The following is a 23,816-nucleotide window of genomic DNA, read 5'->3' on the forward strand; positions in this document are numbered from 1 at the left end:
TGGTTTTTAGGAAAATATTTGTTACAATGTATAGGTAAGTGTAATTTTATCCTATGAGCTCTGTTTTTAAAAGGGTATAAGTAAAGCTTATTGAAAGCAGAGCTATAATTAAATATATGGAGGATTTTATATGTGTAAAGGTTACATATTAGCTATCAATCCTGGTTCCACCTCTACCAAAATAGCATTATACAAGGGAGAGGAAAGTATAGCAGTTGAAAATCTATCTCATAGTCCAGAAGAAATTGCAATGTACGATAGTATATATCTGCAAAAGGACATGAGAGAAGAGGTTATACTAAATTGGCTAAAGAGCAAAAATGTAGACCTAAATGAAATTCAAGCAATAGTGGGAAGAGGCGGATTACTACGACCTATGCCCGGAGGAACTTATAAGGTTACACCAAAGATGATTGAAGATCTTAAAGCTGGATATCAAGGACAACACGCTTCTAACTTAGGCGGTATCATAGCCTTTCATATGGCAAACCGCATAAATGTACCAGCTTTTATTGTAGATCCTGTAGCAGTAGATGAAATGGATGATATTGCAAGGATATCAGGAATGCTAGAAATACCAAGAAGATCCCTAGTTCATGCTTTAAATATTAAAGCTGTTACTAGAAGAGTTTGTGAAAGAACTAACAAGGATTTTTATAATAGCTCCTTTATAGTAGCCCATCTCGGTGGAGGGATTTCAGTGGCACCATTAAAAGATGGAAGGATAATTGATGTAAACAATGCCAATGAAGATGGGCCTTTTTCACCAGAAAGATCAGGGGGACTACCTGTAGGTGATATGGTTAAAATGGCTTTTAGTGGAGAGTATACACAAGCTGAATTAAAGAAGATGATTATAGGAAAATCAGGCTTTGTGGGATACCTTGGAACAAATGATGGAAGAGAAGTTAGTAAAAGAATGGAAAAGGGAGACAAGAAGGCGGAGTTTATTTTATATGCTATGGCTTATCAAATAGCAAAGGAAATAGGAGCTATGGCTACGGTTTTAAATGGAAAAGTAGATGCTATAGTTTTAACAGGTGGACTTGCCTATAATGAAAAGTTAACTGGATGGATTAAAGAAATGGTAGGATTTATTTCTCCTATAGAATTAGTTCCAGGGGAAGATGAGATGTTAGCGTTATCTCAAGGAGCACTTAGAATTCTTAAAGGAGAAGAAAGAGCAAAAATTTACGAAGAAGAGGTGCATATTAATGGCTAAAACTTTTAATGAAGTGTTAAACAAAGTAAAGCTTGGAAAGCTAAGAAAGGTATCTGTAGCTGTTGCTCAGGATGAACCTGTACTTGAAGCTGTAAAGGCTGCAAAGGAACAAGGAATAGCAGAGGCTATACTTGTAGGAGATGAAAAGGTTATAAAAGAAATAGCAGATAAGTTAGGCATGGATTTATCAGGTTTCGAAATAATCAACGAAGAAAATCCTGTAAAAGCTGCACTAAAGGCAGTAGAACTTGTATCTTCAGGTAAAGCAGATATGGTTATGAAGGGATTAATAGATACTGCAAACTTTTTAAGAGCGGTATTAAATAAAGAAGTTGGATTAAGAACAGGAAAGCTTATGTCTCATGTGGCGGTATTTGAAATACCTAAATTTGATAGACTAATATTTATGACAGATGCAGCTTTTAATATGTATCCAGACCTTAAAGCTAAAGTGGATATATTAAATAATTCAGTAGCAGTGGCAAAAGCTGTGGGAGTAGAAATGCCAAAGGTTGCTCCAATCTGTGCAGTAGAGGTAGTAAACCCAGATATGCCATCTACTGTAGATGCATCTATATTATCAAAGATGAATGATAGAGGACAAATAAAGGGATGTATAGTAGATGGACCGTTAGCTTTAGATAATGCTCTTTCATTAGAAGCAGCTCAACATAAAAATGTTTCTGGACCAGTAGCAGGTCAAGCAGATATTATGTTATTACCAAATATAGAAGCAGCTAATGTAATGTATAAAACATTAACTTATACTACAGATTCTAAAAATGGAGGATTACTTGTGGGAACTTCTGCACCGGTAATAGTAACTTCAAGAGCGGATAGTTTTGAAACAAAGCTAAATTCTATAGCATTAGCAGCATTAGTTGTAGGTTCTAAGTAAGAAATTACTATTTAAAAATCCACTTTAAGTTGGGATTAATAATAGTTAAAAGCATATGGAAAGCAAGGGGGATATAAAAATGTCATATAAATTACTTATAATTAACCCAGGTTCTACTTCTACTAAAATAGGGGTTTATGAGGATAAGACAGAAGTACTAACTGAAACATTAAGACATAAGTCAGAGGAAATTGAAAAATATAGTACTATATATGATCAATTTCAATTTAGAAAAGATGTAATTTTAAAGGTTTTAAAAGAAAAGAACTTTGATATAAAGGAACTAGATGCTGTAGTAGGAAGAGGAGGACTTTTAAAACCTATAATAAGTGGAACTTATAAAGTAAATGAAACTATGCTTGAAGATCTTAAGATAGGAGTTCAAGGACAGCATGCTTCAAACCTTGGAGGAATAATAGCAAATCAAATAGGAAAAGAATTAAATGTACCAGCTTTTATAGTAGACCCTGTAGTTGTAGATGAAATGGATGAAGTAGCAAGGATATCTGGAATGCCAGAAATAGAAAGAAAGAGTATATTTCACGCATTAAATCAAAAGGCAGTGGCAAAAAGATATGCTAAGGAAGTAGGAAAAAAATATGAAGATTTAAATCTTATAGTAGCTCATTTAGGTGGAGGAGTTTCTGTTGGAGCACATAAAGATGGAAGGATAATAGATGTAAACAATGCTCTAGATGGAGAAGGACCATTCTCACCTGAGAGAAGTGGAGGGGTTCCGGTAGGCGATCTTGTTAAAATGTGCTACAGTGGAAAGTATACCCTAGATGAGATAAAGAAAAAAATCAATGGTAAAGGTGGATTTGTGGCATACCTTGGAACAAATGATGCAAGAGATGTATTAAAGGCTTCTAATGAAGGCGATAAAAAAGCTAAATTAGTTTTTGATGCTATGGCATATCAAGTAGCTAAAGAGATAGGCAAATGTTCAGCAGTATTATGTGGAAAGGTAGATACCATAATATTAACAGGGGGAATAGCTTATAGTAAGGAAATGGTAGATGCCATATCAGAAAGAGTATCATTCATATCCAACATAGTAGTATACCCAGGAGAAGATGAAATGCTAGCATTAGCTGAGGGTGGACTTAGAGTTTTAAATGGTGAAGAAGAAGCAAAAGAATATAAATAAGCTAGAGATAAAAAAGGCGATTTATTGCCTTTTTTATTTTAAATGTTTACCTCCAATGGTTTAAAGTAAATAATGAAAAATATACTTGTATCTTGTCTTAGTCCTTTTTTACGACAAAATTCAATTGATAGATTCTAAAATATTAGGGGTATATGCCTTATAAACACTCACTTAAATTGACTAAAAAATATGAATTTTTAACTCCGAAATGAAGGGTAAAGTACTAGTGTACTTGCAATATATATACTATAATAAGAGTATAGCAATAAATTTAAAAAAGAAAGGAAGTACCTTTAAGGAAAACATATGAGTAGAATTAGAGTTTTTACAGGTCACTTCGGTAGTGGCAAGTCAGAGATATCTATAAACTATGCTTTAAATCTTGCAAGATTAGGAAAAAAAGTTTCATTAGTGGATATAGATATTGTTAATCCTTACTTTTGTATAAGAGACTTAAAAAAGCCTCTAGAAGCACAAGGAGTAAGAGTTATATCTGCAGATCCACACTTTTCTAATGCGGAGCTTATGGTAGTACCACCGGAAGTTATATCAGCTTTTAATGATAAAAGTGCTGAAGTAGTGATGGACATAGGTGGAGATAACATGGGAGCTACAGTGTTAGGCCAATATAATCAATATTTTAAAGAGGAGCCTTACGACTTGTATTTTGTGGTAAATAATAATAGGCCCCTAACTTCCGATGCATTAGGAGTAGAAGACTATATAGAATCTATAGAGAGATCTAGTAGACTTAAAGTAACATATTTGATTTCTAATACTAATCTATCCTATGAAACTACAGAAGAACACATATTAAAAGGAGACAAAGAAGTTAATGAACTTTCTAAAAAGTTAGGAATTCCTTATAAGTATGTAGTATGTAGACATGATATGGTAGATAGTATAAAAGATAAAGTACATGCAGAAATACTGCCTATAGATATTTACATGAAGCCACCATGGCGCTAGCAAGGTTTTACAAAACTGTAATCGTTTTAAAAATAAGGAGGTATAATTTATGCCAAGAGTTACATTCAGAGAGGAAAGATGTAAGGGATGTGGACAATGTGTCATCGCTTGTCCTAAGAAAATAATAAGCTTTTCCGAAAAGCTTAATGAAAAGGGATATCATCCCGCAACTGTAACAGAAGATAAGATGAAAGACTGCATAGGTTGCGCATCCTGTGGAAGAATGTGCCCAGACTTAGTTATAACTGTAGAAAAATAATTTAAGGGGGATTAAAAATGGGAGAAAAAGTTTTAATGAAAGGTAACGAGGCTATAGGTGAAGCTGCTATTCAAGCTGGTTGCCAATGTTTCTTCGGTTACCCTATAACACCGCAAACAGAAGTTGCAGCGTATATGGCAAAGAAAATGCCTAAAATAGGAAGAGTTTTTATACAAGCAGAAAGTGAAGTTGCAGCTATAAATATGGTTTATGGAGCAGCTGGAACTGGAGTTAGGTGTATGACATCATCTTCTAGTCCAGGAATAAGCTTAAAAGCAGAAGGAATATCCTATATAGCAGGGGCTGAGCTTCCATGTGTTATCATAAACATAGTAAGAGGAGGTCCAGGACTTGGAAGTATCCAACCAGCTCAATCAGACTATTTCCAAGCAACTAAGGGTCTTGGTCATGGTGACTATAACATGCCAGTTTATGCACCAGCATCTATACAAGAGATGGTTGACTTAATACAAGATGCTTTTGATGTGGCTGATATGTATAGAACTCCTGTAATGGTTATGGGAGATGGAATGCTTGGACAAATGATGGAGCCAGTAGAATTTAAAGAAAGAGAAAAGAAGAGTCTTCCAGAAAAAACTTGGGCAGCTAATGGACTTAGAGGAAGAAAACAGCATAATGTTATAAATTCATTGTATCTTCAATCAGAAAGTTTAGAAGAACATAACAGAAAGTTACAAGCTAAGTTTGCTAAAATAAAACAAGACGAAGTAAAATACGAATTGTTTAACTGTGATGAAGAGTGTGACATAATAATGGTTGCATATGGAACTACATCTAGAATATGCAAAAATGTTATAAAGCTAGCTGCAGAGGAAGGCATTAAATTAGGACTTGTTAGACCAATAACCCTATGGCCATTCCCAGTGGAAGCTTTTGAGAAGGTTGTAGATAAAGCTAAACTTGGATTTATATCTGTAGAAATGAGTGCAGGTCAAATGGTAGAAGACGTAAGACTTGCCGTTAATGGAAGAAAGCCAGTAGATTTCTATGGAAGAACTGGTGGAATAGTTCCAACTCCAGATGAAATCTTAAATAAGATTAAGGAAATGGTAGGAGGTGCAAAATAATGGCAGTAGTATTTCAGCCAACAAAGGCAATTATAGATAGACCTACCCACTATTGTCCAGGATGTACACACGGAATTATCCACAGATTAGTGGGGGAAGTATTAGAAGAATTAGATGTTTTAGATAGAACTATAGGTGTTGCTCCTGTAGGATGTTCCGTATTAGCTTACGATTATTTTGCCTGTGATATGTTTGAGGCTGCTCACGGTAGAGCACCAGCAGTTGCTACAGGAATTAAAAGATCTATACCAGATTCTGTAGTATTTACTTATCAAGGAGATGGAGACCTTGCAGCTATAGGTACAGCAGAAATAGTACATGCTGCAGCTAGAGGAGAAAATATAGTTACTATATTCGTAAATAACTGTATATATGGAATGACAGGTGGACAAATGGCACCTACTACATTAGAAGGACAAGTTACAGAAACTTCACCTTATGGAAGAGATATAAAGCTCCAAGGACATCCAATAAGAGTTTCAGAAATGATATCAACTCTTGATGGTGCTTGTTATGTAGAGAGAGTTTCAGTAGATAATGTACCAAATGTTATGAAAACTAAAAAAGCTATAAAGAAAGCTTTTGAAAATGCAATAGCAGGAAAAGGCTTCTCCATGGTTGAGGTATTATCCATATGCCCAACTAACTGGGGACTATCAACTCAAGAATCATTACAATGGTTAAGAGATAACATGATGCCTTATTATCCTCTTGGAGTTAAAAAAGATACAACTATAGAGGAGGTGAAGTAAAATGGCATCACAAGAAATTATATTTGCAGGTTTTGGAGGTCAAGGAATCCTATCTATGGGTAAGTTTATCGCTTATGCAGGAATGGATGCTAATATGAATGTGTCTTGGTTACCATCTTACGGACCAGAGATGAGAGGAGGAACAGCTAACTGCTCAGTGATATTATCAGATGAGCCAGTTGGATCTCCAATAGTAACTATGCCAGATAGTGTGGTAGTTATGAATAGACCATCTTTAGATAAGTTTGAAAAAACTATAAAGGCAAATGGACTTGTTATATTAGATTCAGACTTGATTACAAGAGATATAGAAAGAGATGATATAGAAGTTATAAAAGTTCCAGCTCAAACTATAGCTCAAGAATTAGGGTCACCTAAGATAGCAAACATGGTACTTTTAGGAGCTTTAGTTGCAAAAACAGGAATAGTATCTATGGATACACTTCTTAATTCACTAAGAGATCATGGTAAAGAAAAGTTCTTTGAAGTTAATAAAAAGGCTTTAGAAAAAGGCGCAGAATACGCTAAATAAAAAATAATAATTATTTAAAAGACCTTCGGAAGTTAATTCTGAAGGTCTTTTTTTACTTACCAAAGGAAACTTACGAGAAGGTGATACAAGATATTAAATTCCTCTAGAGATAAGATTGAGTTTAAGCATGAGTAATATTTATATATTTACAACGTAACAATGTTATGTTACACTATAAATATAGTGAAATAAACATGAAAGGAGGATGTATTTTTGGAAGAAGAATTGATTTCCAAGAAAGACTTGCTTCAAATAACCGGAATATCCTATGGGCAATTATATAGATGGAAGAGAAAAAATATAATACCTGAAGAGTGGTTTATTAAAAAGTCCACTTTTACAGGTCAAGAAACTTTTTTTCCTAAAGAAAAGATATTGGATAGAATAGATAAAATAATAAACTTAAAGGATGACTTATCTTTAGATGAACTAGCAGATAAGTTTTCGCCCTCTCCTTCAGATATAATGCTCAAAAAGCATGAGATAATTCAATATAAAATAGCTTCTCCTTGGAGCTTTAGTGTATATGAAGAAGTTTTTCATGTAAGTGAAGAGTATTCTTTTGATGAAGTATTATACTTATACACTTTAGATACATTATTACAAAGTGGAGAAATAACTGTAGAAGAAGGAAAGGCTATAATTGAGATCTTAAAGGAAAACTATAGTAAATTAAAAGAAAAGGAATATGAGGTAACATTGTTGCGGAGATCTGGAGTAGGTGTATGGATTATTCATGAATATTCAAAGGATATATACTATGATCCAAGGTGCAAGGTAGTGATAAGCCATTCCATAACTAAATATGTAGAAGAACTAAAGTTAAAGTTAGAAAAGTTTAATAATAATTTATAAATTTGGAGGTATAATATGGGTCAATCATTTAATGATGAAAAAAAAGGTGATATTAAAATATCAGGTTCAGGAAGTGCTGGTGGAGGAGTTTATGACGAAGTAAAAATAAGCGGATCTGGGAAAATTACAGGAGATTTAGACTGTAATGTGTTAAAGGTTAGTGGTTCTGGAAAAGTAGATGGAAATATAAAATCTCTTAGGGTATGTACAAGTGGAAGTTTCAATAGTATAGGGAGTATAAGTTGTGAAAGTTTAAAAGCTAGTGGAAGCGCTAAGATTACGCAGGATGTAAGCTGTAATGAAGACTTTAGTTGTAGTGGATCAATGAAGATAGAGGGTAATTTAAAGTCTAAGGATATAGATATATCAGGTTCTATTAATGTAGCAGAAAGATTAAGTGGAACAAATCTTAGGTGCTCAGGTTCCTTATCTATAGGGGAAAACTGTGAAGTAGAGAACTTTAAATCCTCTGGAGCTTTTAGGATAAATGGACTGCTTACTGCGGACAATATAGTAATAAATGTAGGAGGACATTGCTCTGCCAAAGAAATTGGAGGGGAAAAGATAGAAATTAAAAGAGGAATCCAAAAGGTATTGGGCATTTTTGCTCTAGAGAACATCTTAGGATCTTTATTTAATAATTATGTAGGTAGCATAGTAGAAGCTGAAATTATTGAAGGAGATGAAATCTATTTAGAGTGTACTAGAGCTAAAATAGTAAGAGGGAATAACATATTTATAGGGCCAGATTGTCAGATTGATAGAGTGGAATATAAGGATGAATTAAAAGTAGAAGATAGTAAAGCCGTAAAGGAATCAATAAAAACCACATAAAAATTAAAAATATTAATATATAAATTAAAAATATTAATATAAAATCTTAAAAAACTAATTAATATAAATAAATTAATTAAAATAATTAATATTTATATTGATTTTATTTATTTAATGATATATAATTTAGCTATAGGGAAGGAGTTGGTAATTTGACATATAGAGTTTTAAGTAGGTGTCCAGTATGCTCTAAAAAATTGAAAGTAACAAAACTTAAATGTTCAGTTTGTGGAACTACTATAGAAAATGAATTTTCCCTATCTAAATTTGAATATTTAAGCGCAGATCAACTTAATTTTGTAGAGGTTTTTCTTAAATCTAGAGGAAGTATAAAAGAGGTAGAAAAAGAGCTTGGGATTTCCTATCCCACAGTTAGAGCTAAATTAGACGAGGTAATATCTACTTTAGGTTATGATGTACCTAAAAAAAGTTCTGCAAATAATACTGAAGTTTTAGATATGTTGGAAAGAGGCGAGATAAGTCCAGAACAAGCTGTAGAAATGTTAAAGGATTAAAAAATTTTAACATTTAAAGTAATAATAATACATTAATTAAAAATAATGGAGGGATATTTATGAGAGAGGAAGTATTAAGAGTTTTAAAAATGGTTGAAGAGGGAAAGATTACTTCAGAAAAGGCTTCAGAATTAATAGAGGCTTTAAACAAATCAGTAGAACCTAAAGAGGTTTCTAAGATAAATTTCAGTGATGAAAAAATGTTAAAGGTAAAGGTTTTATCAGGGGAAGAAGACAAGGTAAATATTCAACTTCCAGTAAATTTCATAAAGGCTGTAATTGGTTCTTGTAAAAAGGTTCCTTTAAATATAGAGGGGATGGAAAATGTGGATGTAGATATGTTGCTAAGTGCTATAGATAACGGGTTAACAGGAAAGATAGTGGACGTAAAAAGCTCTAAGGGAGATATTGTGGAAATAGTTATAGAATAATAGTTAAGACTTAGGTTATGTTTTAATAAGTTTAAATATTATTAAAACATAACCCACATTATTATTTTTAAAGAACCTGTGAATATCGATGTTTTAGAGAGGTGTTTTATTTGATAATTATTATTAAGGCTGAAGGAAGAAAATTCAAAATACCTTTACCAACTAGACTTTTAACTTCAAAGTTTGTACTTAGAATTATAAAAAGGGAATGTATTAAAAATATGGATGAAGATCAAATGAAATACTTAGAGGTTATAGATTTTGATAGTATTTCTCATAGTATGCGTTTACTCAGAAAATATAAAGGGTTAAAGATAGTAGATATAAAGTCTAAAGATGGAGAAGCGGTTGAAATAATAGTATAAACAGAATTCTTGGTTTCAGAGGGACTTTTAACTCTCTCTGAACCTAGAAGTCGTTATTTTGTGATGTAAACACTCTTTATTCTCAATTAAGGGTATATCCAAATCTATGAAGATGAGGTTACTTTAAAAGAGTATTAGAGAGTAGCTATGGGATAGATTTTATGGGAGGGATTTATATGGAAAGGGCTGTAGAGGTTAAAAACTTAAAGAAATATTTTATAAGTAGAAAAAAGAAATTATTTAAGACTATAGATAAAAAAGAATTTAGAGCTGTGGATGATATAAGTTTTGATATTTATAAAGGAGAGGTTTTTGGATTTTTGGGACCAAATGGAGCAGGAAAAACCACAACTATAAAGATGATAACAGGACTTTTAAGACCTACATCAGGCTATGTTAAGGTTATGGAAAAAGATGTAGATAAAAATCAAATGGAGGCTTTAAAAAACCTAGGAACGGTGCTTGCTGGAGATAGAAGTGTGTATTGGAAATTAACAGGAAGAGAAAATTTGGAGTATTTTGCTTCACTTTATGGTTGTAACAGTAAAGAAGCTAAAGAGAGAACTTCTAAGGTGTTAAAAAAGTTAGAACTTGAAGAAAAAGCAGATATTTTAGTGGAAAAATTCTCTACTGGTATGAAACAAAAGGTAGCTTTAGGTAAAGCACTTATTTCAGAGGCACCAGTGCTTCTTTTAGACGAGCCTACCTTAGGACTTGATCCTCAATCTGCATTAAATCTTAGGGAAATCATTTTAAATCTTAAAAATGAGGGAAAAACAGTATTGCTCACTACTCACTATATGGAGGAAGCGGATTTTCTTTGCGATAGAATAGCCATAATAGATGGTGGTAAAATCATAGCACTAGACACTCCAGAAAATTTAAAAAAGAGTATAAATAAAGTTAAACTTATAAAAATAGAAGTTAATAATATTAATGATGGAGTTATAAGTGATATTGAAAAAATAGATAAGATAGAAACTGTATTAAGTGAATACGATAGTGAAAAAAGAGCTTATGAACTAACTATTCATCATAGTAATGGAGAAGAAATAATACAACCAATATTAGATATATTATCTTATAATAAATCTAGCATAAAAAATATAAAAGTAGTAGAGCCATCTCTAGAAGACGTATTTATAAGCCTTACCGGTAAAAGCTTAAGGGAGTAGAGGGGGGATATATATGCATAGAATAAGAACCATAATGGCAGTAGCAAAAAAGGAGCTAATTCAATTTATAAGATATCCCACTTGGATAATAGGCTTAACGATTTGGCCTTTAATATTTCCACTAATGTATATTTTAACAGGTATAGCTATGGCAGGTCCTGGAGGTGCTGGCACAGAGGCTTTTAGTAAAGTTTCGGGAACCAATGATTTTAATAGTTTTATAGTTATAGGCGTAATGATATGGATGTGGGTAAACTCTGTAATGTGGAGTTTTGGAACTTCTCTTAGGGATGAACAAACTAGAGGAACCTTAGAATCTAATTGGCTTTGTCCTATAAATAGATTTGATATGTTAATAGGAGGGGCTATAGTGTCTATAGTTCTTGGTTTTTTCATTGTAGCTGTGAGTATCATTGAATATAAATTTATATATGGAATTAAATTTACGGGAAATATTTTTCAGTGGATTATTATATTTTTAACTCTCATACCTGGAGTTTATGGATTTGGAACTGTTTTTGCAAGTTTAGTGCTATGGGCTAAGGAAACTGGTGCAGCAGTTCAACTGGTTAGAGGTATAATAATGATATTTTGTGGTATAAGTTTTCCTATAATGCTTATGCCAGAATGGATGCAGGGCATAGCAAAGATTTTACCCTTTACTTTTGGTATATCTGCAGCTAGAAAGGTTATGATAGAAAACCTAGGGATACTTGGAGCTGGGAAGGATATATTAGCCTGTTTATTTATAGGGTTTATATACCTAATAATAGCAAGGGTATGCTTTATGGCTGTAGAGAAAAAAGTTAGAGACTCAGGCTCTCTAGAAAGGTTTTAAAGGGGGGAGATTTATGACTATTAAAGAGAATTTTAATATTTTAAGAGCTAGATTTATAATATCTGCAAAGATATATTTTAGATATCCTTTAAACTTTATACTAACCTTATTTGATCCAATAATATGGCTTAGTCCTTTTTATTTTATGTCAAAAGCCTTTGAAGTTGGAGGGAAAATATCAGGTTTTGAAAGTTATACTGGTAACTCAGATTTTGTAGGATTCATGGTTATAGGATATATGATGTCATCTTATATGGGGGTTGCCATGTGGTCAATAGGATTTTCTTTAAAGGAAGAAATGAGACAAGGGGTATTAGAATCTAATTGGAGTACTCCAGCTAATAGAATACTTTTAGTGGTAAGTCAAAGTATTTTTAGGTTTTTTATAACCACTTTAGAAATAATAATTACAGGAGTTACCTGCCACTTTGCTTTTGGTTTTAATATAACACCAGATATATTGAAGGCAGTAACTATATTAATACCGGGAATAATATCCTTAATTGGGATAGGACTTATTGTTTCTTCCTTTGTCCTTATAACTAAGGAGGCAAATACTATAATTGATATATCCAATGGGTTCATATCAGCCTTTTCAGGTTCCTACTTCCCTATAAATATTTTACCTAGGGCTTTAATGATGATAAGCTTTATAATTCCTGTAACCTATTTAAATGATAGTATAAGAGGTGTGTTAATTGGACAAAGTACTTTTTTACCTCTTAAGTATGAATTTATAATACTAATAGGTTTTACCATAATAAGTATAATTGTTGGTGGATTTATATTCAATAAGATTGAAAAGAAATGTAGAGAACTTGGCTTATTATCAGGTCATTAAAATAGAAAGATAATAATTTAAAAGCTACGCCTTTAAAAGAGCGTAGCTTAATTTCATATTAAATGTTTAAGATGAAAATATATTTAAGAACTAATAGTAACAATTTGTTTATTGTTTAAATTCTTCTCCTATTATATAATAGTAGTGTTATAAATGAAAAAATTAACTGTTAAAGCGAGGGAAACCTATGAGTAGAATGTTTGGAACCGATGGAGTAAGAGGAATAGCAAATGAAGATCTGACAGCTGAATTAGCATATAATTTAGGAAGAGCAGGAGCTTATGTTCTTACAGAAGGCACCCATAAACCAAGAATATTAGTAGGTATGGATACTAGAATATCTGGAGATATGTTAGAGTCTTCACTAGTAGCAGGAATATTATCCGTAGGAGCAGAAGCTGTCTGTATAGGAGTAGTACCAACGCCAGCTATAGCATACTTAACAAGAAAATACGGAGCAGACGCAGGAATTATGATATCTGCTTCTCACAATCCAGTAGAATATAATGGAATAAAGTTTTTTGATAATAAGGGATATAAGCTATCTGACGAATTAGAAGATAGCATACAAGGCACTATAGAAAATAATTTTCAGGGTGTGCCAACACCTGTAGGTGGAGATTTAGGAAGAAGAGTAGTTGAAGAGGAAGCTCTAGAAGACTATATTGAATTCGCTAAATCCACTATAGAGGTAGATTTTAAAGGTATGAAGATAGCTCTAGATTGTGCTAATGGTTCTGCGTATAAAGCAGCAGTAGATACATTCAGAGAATTAGGGGCAGAAGTTGTAGTTATTAACAACGATCCAGATGGTATAAACATAAATAAAAATTGTGGGTCAACCCATCCAGAAGAACTTATGGATTATGTTGTTAGAAAAAACTGTGATTTAGGTCTTGCCTTTGATGGAGATGCAGATAGATGCTTAGCCGTAGATGAAAAAGGTAACCTTATAAATGGAGATTTTATAATGGCTATCTGTGCACGAAGCTTAAAAAATCAAAATAGATTAAAGGATAATGTACTAGTAACAACTGTAATGAGCAACCTAGGATTAGATATTGCACTAGAAAAAGAAGGTATAAAATCTGTTAAAACTAAAGTTGGAGACAGGTATGTCCTAGAGGAAATGCTAAAAGAAGGTTATAAACTTGGAGGAGAGCAGTCAGGTCATGTTATATTCTTAGACTATAACACTACAGGAGATGGAATAGTTACAGGAATTCAATTAGCCGCTGTAGTTAAAAAAAGTGGAAAAACTTTATCCGAATTAGCAAAGATTATGAGGGAGTTACCACAGGTTTTAGTTAATGCAAAAATACCAAATGATAAAAAGGATATTCATGAAAAGGATGAAGAGATAATCGAAGTTATAAAAGATATAGAAAAATCTCTCCATGGTTGTGGACGAGTTCTTATAAGACCATCTGGAACAGAACCTTTAGTAAGAGTTATGCTTGAAGGAGAAAATCAGGAAGAAATAGATAAGATGGCACATGAACTTGCAAAATTAATTGAGAAGAAAGCAAATTAAATAAAGAAAGATAAAATTTAACTAGGGACAGTTCATTAATATTTAGATTAATGAACTGTCCTCTTTATTTTAATTTTAAGCTATATTTTAGGTCAATATTAAAAAATTATACTTTGATAAAGCTCTTTCAAAGGAAGTTCATCTTTACAACTTCAGATTATAAAGAAACTATTGTTTTAGTTATTATAAATATTAATAATTCTATGACACTGACTAGCAACATACCTATCATGAGTTACTAATACTATAGTTTTTCCCTCTTTGTTTAGTGTTTTTAATAAATCTAGAACCACATCTCTATTCTTTTCATCTAGAGATCCTGTTGGTTCATCTGCTAATATTATTTTGCTTGGTTTTAGCATTATTCTTGCCATAGCCACTCTTTGTTGCTCTCCGCCACTTAATTCATATATTTTACGTTTCTCATAACCATTAAGACCTACATGTTTTAGGGTTTCACTGATACTAAGTTCTTTTTCCTTTTTGCTTCCCTTTACATATTTACAGCCTAATTTCAAATTATACTCTACAGTTTCTTCATCTACCAGTGCGAAGTTTTGAAAAAGATAACTTATTTTTTCCCTTAATATTTTATTAGCACCAGAACTATTTGGATAAGGGCTACTCTCTCCATCTATAATAAGTTCTCCATCATCAAACTCTTCAAGTAAACCTATAATGTTTAATAAGGTGCTTTTTCCACAGCCACTGTCACCCATTAGTGCTATGAAATCACCACTTTCCACTTTTAATGAGAAATCTTTTAGTATGGTTTTTTCTCCATACTTTTTAGTAATCTTATTTAATTCAATTAATGACATAGCTTAGCCTCCTTTTGTAATTCTAAGGATGTTTCGTCTCTCAGTTAATCTAATGAATACTAAGGAAATAATAAGTTCTGCAGTGAAGAAAATAAGTGTTATCCATAAAACTTCATAGGATCTCATTATTAATGAAGAAACAGTTAATATTATAAGAAAGCTTATAAATTCTATTAAAAACCATCCCTTATATTTATCAATTGTCTTATAACCATGAAACCTTTGTATAGCTAGTCTAACCTTGTGTTGTTCAAAGTAGTTATATATGTTTTGCACTGTAATTATCATAATAATTAATATTAATATTATGATAATTACAGTTAAAAATCTAATTTCTCTTTTTATTTCTAAAATCTCTTCTTTAACATTATCGTAAACACTAGATATTGGGAAACTGTATATGCTCATATCATAGTAATCCTTTACCTTATCTAGGATGCTTGCCCCTGGATTAGATATATCATCAACTTTAAATTTAAAAGGGCTACCGTTATATCCAAGTAATTTATAATAATCAATTAAGCTTCCGTTTGATTCAGTTATAACCACAGCTACAGGGTCTGTAACACAATTTCCATTGCTGGGATTTATATCTAGCCTATAAGAAAAAAAGTTTTGTCCTTCACTAGTCCATATTATTTTAATATTAGGATCCAGATATTCTTGTGCTACCTTTGAATTATCACCATCCTCCTTGTCGGAATGAGATTTACCTTTGTTACTTCTGTTAGATTCATAATATTTTTTTATGCCATCTTCAATTGACTTATAGTTTTTGGGGACTAATAATATTAATGCTGTTTCAGATTCATCAATACTTACTATCTGATCATTTTCGTCATAAATAGTATGTTTATTTAAATAATTAGGGTTTATATTTATTGATAGCGGTCCTTCATTCACATCACTATGTTTTAAATTAAGTTCATACACATCTGGAGCATAACTCTGGAAATTTGCATATATAGCACCTTTTTTGTTGAAATACAAGAATAGTTCTTTCTCCTTTTGCATTTGCTCTACAGAATAATCATCATTAATAGTTTTACCTTTTGTTATTAATGATGTAACTATTGCATATTCCTTTGTACTCTCCCAAGTTTCATAGGAACTCGAATATCTAGATTGAACAATTTTATAGCTTTTATATACACTTACAGATAATAATACTAAAGATATAGATAATGAAATCTTTATAAAGATATTGAAACACACTATAGACTTTACTGGGCGCTTATTTTTTAACATATTTGATATAGAAATTCTCTTTACATATAAGAAGGGCAGGGATATTACTATAAAGGTAAATACAATCATTAAAATGTAAACTTTAAGTAGATTAATTATAAACGATATAAATAAACTACTATATATTTTAAAATTAACAAAAATAAGAATAAAGGTTGTAATACACATAACAATAAATTCTATGCTGATTATAGGTAATATACCTTTAATCCATATATCTTTTTTACTATACCCAAGCATTTTTTCAATTCCTATTTTTTTATAGGAATTTAATAGATCATAAACTACCAACATAATTAAAACAAAAAAACAAATCACCACCATGATCTTAAATACAGGTGCTGAATTCATTGTGCCTGAATTACCTAGTAATATTTGAACATATAGATTTTCTTTCTCTAAATCCTTTACAAATTTACTGAAATCTGTTGGGTCTTTCAGTTGAATAATAAGATTTTTATTAAAAAAGTTATCATCTAGATTATTTTTAATTGTTCTAATCTCAAAGTTATTATTTCCTACAAAATCTTCTATTTGTCCTATTTGATTACTATCATCAAGATTTTCAGTAGACAAAAATTTATCTGACTCGTTTTCCGAAACAGCTAAAAACCGTCCATTACTTAATCTAATATTTTTAAAAAAATCAGGGTTAGTTACATATATATATTTTGTATGAACAGATTTTCCAGGTTTTGTTGAAGTTTCACTACAATATAGATTTCCATTATACTTATTTAAGTACAGTTTTAATATTTCATAAATATCTTCTGCACTTTCCCCTGAATGTGAAATAACAATCTTATTACTTTTGTTTGTTTCTCCTATATTTATCATTTCAGAATACCTGCTGTGTTTTTCCTCATAAAATAAAGAGTTAAATGTGAATATAGTTATGAAAAGGAAAATAAAGCCTAAAAAAATTTTCTTTTTCATTGTTACATCTCCCTATGTATATTAATAGATTTAGTTAATGTTTAAGAGTACCCTTTGGTAATCTGTGTAAAATATCTAAATCTTAAATTACAAATCTCTTTTAGTCGAGAGATGTATGAAATATATTCAAACACCTCTCAAAAGACATAAACTCATGGTTTATTAAATTTTTGAATTAATCATGACCGTAATAAGAGTTCCATTCACTTGGATTTTTCACATAACTAGTTCTTGCTTTAGCCCACTTTCCAGCAGGTGCATCAGTTCTATCTCTAAATTCTTGACCATCTGAATCTTTCATTATAGCTGTAGCGTGATGTTTTTGTTCACCACAATAAAAATGTGAATATTGTCTTGATTGATCCCAAGCCCAAGGTAATGGATTAGGTTCAGGACCAAAATTAAATTGATCACTACTGTGTGTAAAAGCTGCTACAACTGTCATAGTAGTAGCAATTAATAAACCTGTAACCAATGCGACCTTTTTTGTTTTTTTCATCTTAATACCCCCTCTTTTTATTTGGTTTGTTAAGTTACATTAATATTGCACTTATCAACCTTGGAAACCTAATAAGCATGATTAATGCTACGTCCCTAAAAAAGATAAGTGCAATAAAGAAAACTAAAATAAAGTTAAGTTAGACAAGATGACTAATTTAAAATATAAATTAGAAAAATATAACTAGTTAATCTTTTTATATTTGGACAAGCTTCCTTACATTTACAGTTTAACATTTACATATCAAGAAGCTTGTCACAATATGTTACTTTAAAAAAGAATAAAAGGACATATTATACTAGATTATTATCTCAAAAGTCTTTCCTCATTAGTTCCAAAAAGTATAGACTTTTGGCTTGGTATAAATTTACCTGTATTTTCATTTCTTCCTTGTAGATGATACCTGGCATCTTTATTACCAATACTATGGGCAGCCTTTTTTGATAGTTCAAAAAGTTCCTTATCTACACATCTATTGATGATTAGGCTAAAGCTTGTATCATGAAAGGAGGATAACATAGAAACGTCACCATGATTATCTCCACTAACTATTAAAGGAGACTTGCCACCATGTTTTTTTACTAAAAATCTTTTAATGGTTTTAGTCTTTCCTTCACCTTGTGTTTGGTCATAATTTATTTTAAGTTCTGGCTTAATTAGGCCACCTTTATCTATTTCAAGTTGCATACCAAATACATTTTCTTTTGGAATAATGTATCCAAACTTAGGATTTGAAGCAAATTCTCTAACCACATATAAATAAGAGGCGGAGCAGATATAAACATCTATTCCATTATACATTAAGGTTTTATAAAGATTTTGCATCTCTTTTATTGGTTTAATACCGCTATTAAAGGTAACAGATACAATTCCAGATTTACCTTCTAAACCTAGGGGACTTGTCCAGGTAGTTCTATTAATTTCATGTTTTAACCAGTAAATAATTGATTCCTCAGATAACTTAGAAACTTCATCAACTGTCATTCCAGAAAAAAGATATATTACCCAAGGGTAACTTACATCTAAATCAAAGGAATCACTTATGGCATCATAAAGATATCTAGTTTTGGCTATAAAATCTTTATACTGTAAAGTTTGTTTAATGTAATCTAAGGATTTATCCCCATTTAATCCTTCATAGTTATCATATAAAAATTTATAATCGGAATCTATATCAGCCCCGATTAATTCAATATTAACAGGGTTTCCTTCTTTATTATTAAATTTCTCATTAAAATTATCCTTTGGAACACCTATTCTAATAACTCTACTAAATTCTTTTGGATCCATTTTGAACTTAAGATTCATTAATTGGTATGCCAAAACAGAATCTTCAGTATCATTAATTATAGAGGTGTTATCCCAGTCAAATACTGCATAAGGTTTTTTGTTTTCATCATAATCTTTACTTTTATTACCCTTATTTTCTATAAGGCTTTTTAAAGACTCATAATTTTCATAGGCAAAGTTACCTCTATTAAGAATAACTTCATCTTTATTATATTGATTATCATAATTACTTTGATTTATGTCTTCATCACTTGTTTCAAAAGAGCATTTAAATTCCTTTGTAAGGTTATGCATGTTAAAATTTACCCAAGTTACTTCAGCTTCTTTTTTTATATTACTCATTGCTGCTCCTATCTTACTTAATATATTAAAACAATATTTCATCGTACATATAGCAACCTTTGACTACAATTTTTAAAAAATATTGTTTAAGATAAGTTTACCATACAGAAAGGTACAGGGCACCTAAAATTTTTATTGTTTTAAATTGAAATGTGCTATTAAAACAACCTCAATAAAGATAATGATTAAGCTATCACAATAACCTAATAAGCATGCTAAATTTTTTATAACAATTCAAAGCTTAAAATATATTATTTAAATAATAGGGGACAGTTCATTAATCTTTATTAATGAACTGTCCCCAATCCTAAAATAGTATTTTATTTCTACAAGCAATATTTATAATTAATTCACTTTTTTATATAAGTATGTTTGTATTATTTAGCTTCTTTTAATAATACTTCTTCTGTTTTTCCAAGGAATATAGATTTTTGAGTTGGTATGAATTCACCAGTGTTTTCATTTCTTCCTTGTAGGTGGTATCTAGCATCTGCTTTTCCTATAGTGTCTGCAGCTTCTTTTGAAAGCTTACCAAGCTCATCACCTTTGCATCTATTAACTATTAATGCAAACTTTGTATCTTTAAAGTCAGATAACATGGCAACATCACCGGCACTGTCCCCTCCAACGATTAAAGGACCTTTTCCTCCATGTTTTTCTACTAAAAATCTTTCTATAGTTTTAGTTTTACCTTTGCTTTGAGTTTGATCGTAATCTTTTCTAAATTCAGATTTGATTACGCCATTAGCATCTCTTTCTAATTCCATAGCATATACATTTTCTTTTGGAAGAGCATATCCAAACTTAGGGTTTGTAGCAAATTCTCTAACAACATCTATAAATGACGCGGAGCAGATATAAACATCTATTCCATTATCCATTAAAGTCTTATAAAGGTTTTGTTGTTCTTTTATTGTTCTTAAACCAGTATTGAAAGTAGCAGAAACTACACCAGACTTACCTTTTAATTCTTCTGGGCTTGTCCAAGTTTCTTCTCCAAGTTCATGAGATAACCAGTAATCATTTGATTTCTCTGTTAATGTAGCAACTTCCTTTTCTGTCATTCCAGCAAATAAATAAGTAACCCATGGGTAGCTTACATCTGAACTAAAAGATTCTCCAATTGATGCATAAAGATATCTAGTCTTTGCTATAAAATCTTTATACTCATTAGTAGCTTTAATTTCATCTAAGGATTTATCGCCTTTGAATCCTTTATAATTTTCATATAAGAACTTGTAGTCTGAATCAATATCAGCACCAACTGATTCAATGTTAACAGGCTCTCCAGCCTTGTTGTTACATTGTTTTGCAAAGTTATCCTTTGGAATGTTAATTCTAATAGTTTTACTGAACTCTTCAGGAGTCATTTTAAACTCAAGATTTGTTAATTGATATGCAAGTAATGCTTCTTCAACATCGTTAATTATTGTAGTGTTATCCCAGTCGAATACAGCATAGGGTTTTTTATTTTGGTCATAGTCTTTACTATTCTTACCATTGTTTTCTATAAGAGCCTTTAAGTCCTTATAGTTTTCATCTGCCCAGTTTCCCTTTTCTAATTTAACTTCACTTTTACTTGCTTGTTCTGTAGTAGGTTTACTTTCATTAGTATTTTGAACTTTAGCAGAATTTCCACAGGCAACTAGAGAAAAGGATATGGTGGATGCTAAGGCTATACTAAAGACTTTTCTTTTCAAGTTATTCATAAATGACACCCCTTATTTATTATGTAGATTTTTTATTGTATATGTTTTCAATATGTATTTAGTGATTAATATAAAGTATTAAACAGAAATAAAAGCATATAAAGATTTACTAAAGTAGTTATGTAAACCTTTATTATTAGGACATTTTTATTTATATAACGAGCATGGGCAAATGTCAACAGAAAAATTTAATAAATATATAAAGCTCAATATGCTCAACTGGGATATCAGAGCATTTAAGGTATTAAGACACCTTGAAAATGTAAATAAATAGTTAAATCTCTTGACGAAAATATAAAGAAATGCATATAATGATATGATAGTATTTAAAAATAATATAGGATCATAAAAGATATGGTTAATAAGTAAGGTTTGAAAATTTAATATAAGCGCCAGAACTAAAGCTTAACCCGCAGGACAATAGATTTTAGGTTGGAAGAGTAATGTCCACCGAGTAAATCACAGATTTTTGTAAGGTTAAAGGAAGTTCCACCAACCAAATCAGAGATTTTGGGAGGAAAAAGGAATCTCCACTTACAGTGGAGAAAGCTCCACCAACCAAATCAGAGATTTGGGGTGTCGCTTTAGTTGACGAGGATGAGGAGTATCGAAATTTCGGCGGATGCCTCACGGTATCGCACTACCGTAAAAGGCTTATAAAACTAGAAAGTGATTTCTAGCACAATATAAGTCAGGTGCGCAGACCTATCTATATTCAATTCTTTTTTGTTCCCAAATTTATTTTGTTTATATTTATTAAAAATTAAATTACACTTAAATACCTTAAGTTTAATTATTGAATTTTAATGTAAAAAATTTCAATAATAGGCTTTTAAAGGTCTATTCGTTGTGTAAAAAATAAGATACAGAAAAGGAGACAAAAAAATGTGTGGAATAGTAGGATTTGTTGGTAAAAAGGAGGCTTCTCCTATTTTAGTGGAGGGTCTATCAAAACTAGAATACAGAGGATATGACTCAGCTGGTGTCGCTGTTTTAAAGGATGAACTTATTGAAGTTATAAAATGCAAAGGCAGATTAAAAAATCTAGAGGATAAGCTATCAGAAGAACCTATAAAGGGGAGCATAGGAATAGGACATACTAGATGGGCAACTCATGGAGAACCTTCAGATGTTAACTCACATCCTCATAGTAATAAAAATGAAAGTATAAGTGTAGTTCATAATGGAATTATAGAGAACTATTTAAATATAAAAGAGTGGCTTATTTCAAAAGGCTATGAATTTTTATCAGAAACTGACACAGAAGTAATACCTAATCTTATAGATTACTATTATAATGGAGATCTTTTAGATGCAGTAATGAGAGCAGTATCAGATATGGAAGGCAGCTATGCTCTAGGTGTTATATGTACTAAAGAACCAGATAAAATAGTTGCTGTAAGAAAAGACAGTCCCTTAATAGTTGGAGTAGGAAAAGAGGAATATTTTATAGCTTCAGATATTCCAGCAGTGCTTAATCATACTAGAGAGGTTTATCTATTAGAGGATAAAGAATTTGTAGTATTAACAAAGACAGGCGTTGAAATATTTGATGAGCATAAAGAAAAAGTTTCAAAGGATATATACCATGTAACTTGGAATGCTGACGCAGCAGAAAAGGGTGGATATGAAGACTTTATGCTAAAGGAAATTCATGAACAACCAAAAGCTATAAGAGACACTATGGCATCTAGAATAACAAAGGGAAATCCTATAAGCTTAGATAAAATAAAATTAACAAAAGAAGACTTGGAAAATTTTAATAGAATATATATAGTAGCCTGCGGAACTGCCTATCATGCAGGAGTTGTAGGGAAAAATATTATAGAAAACTTGGCAAGAATTCCAGTAGAGGTAGATATAGCTTCTGAGTTTAGATATAGAAATCCAATATTAGATAATAAAACCTTAGTGATGGTTATAAGTCAATCTGGGGAGACCGCAGATACTTTAGCGGTGCTCAGAGAAAGCAAGAAAAAGGGATGCCGTGTTATAGCTATAACTAACGTTGTAGGAAGTTCTGTGTCTAGAGAGGCAGATGATGTTATATATACATGGGCTGGACCAGAGATAGCAGTAGCTTCTACAAAGGCTTATGTAACCCAATTAGTAGCAATGTATATAATAGCTTTATATTTTGCAGAAATCAAAGAAACTATTTCAAAGAAAGAGATAGAAGATATAAAAGAAGAACTTTTAAGCCTTCCAGAAAAAGCTGAAAAAACCCTAGAAAAAAAAGAAATGCTCCAAAAATTTGCAGCACAAAATTATATGCATAGAGATATGTTTTTCCTAGGAAGAGGACTAGATTATGCAGTTTCTATGGAAGGATCATTAAAGCTTAAAGAAATATCCTACATTCATTCTGAAGCTTATGCTGGAGGAGAGCTTAAGCATGGACCAATAGCTCTTATAGAGAAAGGCACCGTGGTAGTTTCCACCATAACTCAAATGGATTTAAAGGATAAAATGTTAAGCAATATAAAAGAAGTAGTTACAAGAGGTGCAAAAATACTAGCAGTAACTTTTGAAGGCAACAATGATGTTGAAAAATCTGTAGATTCAGTTATATATATACCAAAAACATTAGATATATTATCTCCAATATTAAGTGTTATACCACTTCAATTAATTTCATACTACATGGCAAAGCAAAAGGGTTGTGACGTAGACAAGCCAAGAAATTTAGCCAAATCAGTAACAGTTGAATAAG

23 protein-coding genes are annotated in these 23,816 nt (G+C 31.4%); 18 read left to right on the forward strand and 5 right to left on the reverse strand.

The window, feature by feature from the left end:
- Positions 1-130 precede the first annotated feature (130 nt).
- The 17 genes from buk (KQI89_RS08505) to glmM all read left to right on the forward strand — a co-directional run bounded on the left by buk (KQI89_RS08505) (position 131) and on the right by glmM (position 14,258).
- On the forward strand, positions 131-1,222 hold the full coding sequence (gene buk, locus KQI89_RS08505; protein WP_216456755.1) for a butyrate kinase: 1,092 nt from the start codon (positions 131-133) through the stop codon (positions 1,220-1,222).
- Positions 1,215-2,120 carry a phosphate butyryltransferase gene (ptb, locus tag KQI89_RS08510; RefSeq protein WP_032120461.1) on the forward strand — a complete coding sequence of 302 codons (906 nt, stop codon included), beginning with the start codon at positions 1,215-1,217 and terminating at the stop codon, positions 2,118-2,120. Before buk (KQI89_RS08505) ends, ptb begins: the two co-directional genes overlap by 8 nt.
- A gap of 79 nt (positions 2,121-2,199) precedes the next feature.
- Entirely contained in the window at positions 2,200-3,270 is a 1,071-nt protein-coding gene (gene buk, locus KQI89_RS08515; RefSeq protein ID WP_216456756.1) for a butyrate kinase, read from the forward strand.
- Positions 3,271-3,576: 306 nt separating this feature from the next.
- A complete protein-coding gene (locus KQI89_RS08520) occupies positions 3,577-4,239 on the forward strand; it encodes a P-loop NTPase family protein (RefSeq protein ID WP_032120463.1) in 663 nt (220 codons plus the stop codon).
- A gap of 49 nt (positions 4,240-4,288) precedes the next feature.
- Positions 4,289-4,498, forward strand: coding sequence for a 4Fe-4S dicluster domain-containing protein (locus KQI89_RS08525; RefSeq protein ID WP_032120464.1), 210 nt, complete (start codon positions 4,289-4,291; stop codon positions 4,496-4,498).
- A 17-nt stretch (positions 4,499-4,515) separates the two neighbouring features.
- Positions 4,516-5,586, forward strand: coding sequence for a 3-methyl-2-oxobutanoate dehydrogenase subunit VorB (locus KQI89_RS08530; RefSeq protein ID WP_032120465.1), 1,071 nt, complete (start codon positions 4,516-4,518; stop codon positions 5,584-5,586).
- Entirely contained in the window at positions 5,586-6,338 is a 753-nt protein-coding gene (locus KQI89_RS08535; RefSeq protein ID WP_032120466.1) for a thiamine pyrophosphate-dependent enzyme, read from the forward strand. Before KQI89_RS08530 ends, KQI89_RS08535 begins: the two co-directional genes overlap by 1 nt.
- A gap of 1 nt (position 6,339) precedes the next feature.
- Positions 6,340-6,870, forward strand: coding sequence for a 2-oxoacid:ferredoxin oxidoreductase subunit gamma family protein (locus KQI89_RS08540; protein WP_032120467.1), 531 nt, complete (start codon positions 6,340-6,342; stop codon positions 6,868-6,870).
- Positions 6,871-7,083: 213 nt separating this feature from the next.
- On the forward strand, positions 7,084-7,725 hold the full coding sequence (locus tag KQI89_RS08545; RefSeq protein WP_032120468.1) for a YhbD family protein: 642 nt from the start codon (positions 7,084-7,086) through the stop codon (positions 7,723-7,725).
- A 15-nt stretch (positions 7,726-7,740) separates the two neighbouring features.
- Entirely contained in the window at positions 7,741-8,559 is an 819-nt protein-coding gene (locus KQI89_RS08550; protein WP_216456757.1) for a polymer-forming cytoskeletal protein, read from the forward strand.
- 152 nt (positions 8,560-8,711) lie between these two features.
- Positions 8,712-9,074, forward strand: a complete 363-nt coding sequence (locus KQI89_RS08555) for a DUF2089 domain-containing protein (protein ID WP_216456758.1) — start codon at positions 8,712-8,714, stop codon at positions 9,072-9,074.
- 59 nt (positions 9,075-9,133) lie between these two features.
- Positions 9,134-9,505 (forward strand): SHOCT-like domain-containing protein, encoded by a 372-nt coding sequence (locus KQI89_RS08560; protein ID WP_216456759.1) that lies wholly within the window; start codon positions 9,134-9,136, stop codon positions 9,503-9,505.
- 110 nt (positions 9,506-9,615) lie between these two features.
- Complete coding sequence (locus KQI89_RS08565; protein WP_216456760.1) at positions 9,616-9,870, forward strand: hypothetical protein; 255 nt, start codon at positions 9,616-9,618, stop codon at positions 9,868-9,870.
- Positions 9,871-10,046: 176 nt separating this feature from the next.
- Positions 10,047-11,045 carry an ABC transporter ATP-binding protein gene (locus KQI89_RS08570; RefSeq protein WP_216456761.1) on the forward strand — a complete coding sequence of 333 codons (999 nt, stop codon included), beginning with the start codon at positions 10,047-10,049 and terminating at the stop codon, positions 11,043-11,045.
- A 13-nt stretch (positions 11,046-11,058) separates the two neighbouring features.
- Positions 11,059-11,883, forward strand: a complete 825-nt coding sequence (locus KQI89_RS08575) for an ABC transporter permease (RefSeq protein WP_216456762.1) — start codon at positions 11,059-11,061, stop codon at positions 11,881-11,883.
- A 13-nt stretch (positions 11,884-11,896) separates the two neighbouring features.
- A complete protein-coding gene (locus tag KQI89_RS08580; RefSeq protein WP_216456763.1) occupies positions 11,897-12,724 on the forward strand; it encodes an ABC transporter permease in 828 nt (275 codons plus the stop codon).
- Positions 12,725-12,911: 187 nt separating this feature from the next.
- Positions 12,912-14,258: a phosphoglucosamine mutase gene (glmM, locus tag KQI89_RS08585; protein WP_032120476.1), complete on the forward strand. Its 1,347-nt coding sequence runs from the start codon at positions 12,912-12,914 to the stop codon at positions 14,256-14,258.
- 176 nt (positions 14,259-14,434) lie between these two features.
- Here the strand turns inward: glmM and KQI89_RS08590 are convergent, their stop codons facing one another.
- The 5 genes from KQI89_RS08590 to KQI89_RS08610 form a co-directional block, all read right to left on the reverse strand.
- Positions 14,435-15,079, reverse strand: a complete 645-nt coding sequence (locus tag KQI89_RS08590) for an ABC transporter ATP-binding protein (protein ID WP_216456764.1) — start codon at positions 15,077-15,079, stop codon at positions 14,435-14,437.
- Between the two features lie 3 nt (positions 15,080-15,082).
- Positions 15,083-17,263, reverse strand: coding sequence for a DUF1430 domain-containing protein (locus KQI89_RS08595; protein ID WP_216456765.1), 2,181 nt, complete (start codon positions 17,261-17,263; stop codon positions 15,083-15,085).
- A 175-nt stretch (positions 17,264-17,438) separates the two neighbouring features.
- Positions 17,439-17,762 (reverse strand): lactococcin 972 family bacteriocin, encoded by a 324-nt coding sequence (locus KQI89_RS08600; protein WP_216456766.1) that lies wholly within the window; start codon positions 17,760-17,762, stop codon positions 17,439-17,441.
- Between the two features lie 306 nt (positions 17,763-18,068).
- Positions 18,069-19,394, reverse strand: coding sequence for an HAD family hydrolase (locus KQI89_RS08605; protein ID WP_246583035.1), 1,326 nt, complete (start codon positions 19,392-19,394; stop codon positions 18,069-18,071).
- A gap of 377 nt (positions 19,395-19,771) precedes the next feature.
- Positions 19,772-21,103 (reverse strand): HAD family hydrolase, encoded by a 1,332-nt coding sequence (locus tag KQI89_RS08610; protein WP_216456767.1) that lies wholly within the window; start codon positions 21,101-21,103, stop codon positions 19,772-19,774.
- 885 nt (positions 21,104-21,988) lie between these two features.
- On the opposite strand from KQI89_RS08610, the gene glmS reads away from it, so the two are divergent.
- On the forward strand, positions 21,989-23,815 hold the full coding sequence (glmS, locus tag KQI89_RS08615) for a glutamine--fructose-6-phosphate transaminase (isomerizing) (protein WP_216456768.1): 1,827 nt from the start codon (positions 21,989-21,991) through the stop codon (positions 23,813-23,815).
- Position 23,816: the final 1 nt, after the last annotated feature.

Origin of the sequence: Clostridium simiarum (genome assembly GCF_018919175.1) — a bacterium.
Lineage (GTDB): Bacteria > Bacillota > Clostridia > Clostridiales > Clostridiaceae > Clostridium_L > Clostridium_L simiarum.